The 562-nt window shown below is 70.6% G+C and carries 1 protein-coding gene; it reads left to right on the top strand.

Annotated features, from left to right (window positions below; translation table 11 throughout):
- Positions 1-167: chaplin (locus IE178_RS35335; protein WP_193515107.1), on the top strand; the 167-nt coding region annotated here is incomplete at its 5' end.
- Positions 168-562: the final 395 nt, after the last annotated feature.

Here is a 562-nt window from a genome sequence, read left to right as displayed (position 1 = left end):
CCGCCGCCGACAGCACCGCCAAGGGCGACAGCAGCCACTCGCCGGGCGTGATCTCGGGGAACACCATCCAGGTCCCCGTCAACGTGCCGGTCAACATCTGCGGCAACACCGTGGACATCGTCGGCGTGCTGAACCCGGCGTTCGGCAACGCCTGCGCCAACCGCTGACGCCGACGCCCACGTCGTCCGGTCGCTCTCCCCGCAGCCCGTTCCTCCGTTGCGCCGATCCGGTCGGGGAGAGCGACCGGCGTTGTTTTTCCCGGTGCTGACGTCCGGTCACCTCGGTCGCCGACCGACCGACGGAACCATGTCGTTCCCGAACGGACCAGCACTGTCACGCTGGTGACGCTCCGTCGGACCCTCCCGAGTTGCGGGGCAGGTGCGGCGCTTCCACGGTGAGCACAAGATCACAGGCTCATCGAAAGGAATCCCTCATGCGAGGTCTGCCCGCCCGGCACATCGCGTCCACCGCACTCTGTGCGGCCGTCCTCACCGGGATCGGTGCCCCGGCCGCCCTGGCGGCCGACCCGGCACCCGAGCCCCTCGGCGCCACGGCCCCCAGG

The sequence above is a fragment of the Streptomyces griseoloalbus genome (genome assembly GCA_014650015.1).
GTDB lineage: Bacteria > Actinomycetota > Actinomycetes > Streptomycetales > Streptomycetaceae > Streptomyces > Streptomyces griseoloalbus.
Note: the sequence above shows the minus strand (reverse complement) of the source record. Positions and strands in the feature narration are given on the sequence as shown.